Here is a 1,084-nt window from a genome sequence, read left to right as displayed (position 1 = left end):
ATTATTGGCCTGTATCGGCAGTTTTGTGCCTGCAGAAAATGCACACATTGGAAAACTTGATCGTATATTTACCCGTATAGGCGCATCAGATGACTTAGCCTCAGGTCGCTCTACCTTTATGGTTGAGATGACAGAAACGGCGAACATTCTAAACAATGCCACAGAAAACTCGTTGGTATTAATGGATGAAATAGGCCGTGGTACCAGTACCTATGACGGATTGTCACTGGCGTGGGCATGCGCGAGTTATTTGGCAAAACAGCTAAATGCTTATACGCTTTTTGCCACGCATTACTTTGAACTAACTGAACTTCCAGAAACGCAAAGCGGCGTAGTGAATGTGCACTTAGACGCGATGGAGTTTGAAGATACCATACGCTTCATGCACACCGTATCTGAAGGCGCTGCGAGCAAAAGCTTTGGTTTACAGGTTGCCCAACTTGCAGGCGTACCCAAAGCAGTAATAAAAGCGGCGCAACAGAAGCTTGCGGTGTTGGAATCATCACACCTTATGACCAGCACAGAAGACGGAACAGAGAACGCCAACGATGAGGCTTTTGTAGCGAAGAGCTCGGTAAAAGGTGCAAATAAAACAAGCGCATCAGGTAAAGTTACATCAAATACCAAAGGCCAAGCTGAAATGCTGTTCCCTGACAAGCCGCACCCGGTAGTAGAAGCCCTTGAAAACTTATCGCCCGACGAGCTATCACCTCGCCAAGCGCTAGACCTTATCTACACACTAAAGCGTCTAAGCCAGTCTTAAACCAAGCTTAAGCGCGTATAAATTGCGCATCATGTGGGCAAATTGATTGTCTGCCCACATGATTTTGCGTATACTATCGCCCCGTCCAAAGTGTAGCTGGTTTTGTTCTAAACTCAGCCTATATTTACAATACAACCCAAACGTTCTAGGTTTCGCATGACAAATTATATTTTCGTCACAGGTGGTGTAGTTTCATCGCTAGGTAAAGGTATTGCTGCAGCATCGTTGGCCGCAATTCTGGAAGCTCGCGGTCTCACCGTAACCATGTTAAAACTCGACCCTTACATCAATGTCGACCCGGGCACTATGAGCCCTATCCAG

Annotated in this window: 1 protein-coding gene and 1 pseudogene; both read left to right on the top strand. The window is 46.3% G+C overall.

Features of this window, described 5'->3' with window-relative positions:
- Positions 1–763, top strand: a 763-nt coding sequence (locus QVA83_RS16870; RefSeq protein WP_502711472.1) for a MutS-related protein, incomplete at its 5' end; no start/stop codon positions are given.
- Positions 764–919: 156 nt separating this feature from the next.
- Positions 920–1,084 (top strand): annotated as a pseudogene (gene pyrG, locus QVA83_RS16865) (CTP synthetase); the annotation flags it as partial.

It is taken from the genome of Alteromonas sp. AO-Serp (assembly GCF_017849675.1).
GTDB classification, from domain to species: Bacteria; Pseudomonadota; Gammaproteobacteria; order Enterobacterales; family Alteromonadaceae; genus Alteromonas; species Alteromonas macleodii.
The sequence above is the reverse complement of the archived record's forward strand: the minus strand, read 5'-3'. Positions and strand labels throughout refer to the sequence as shown.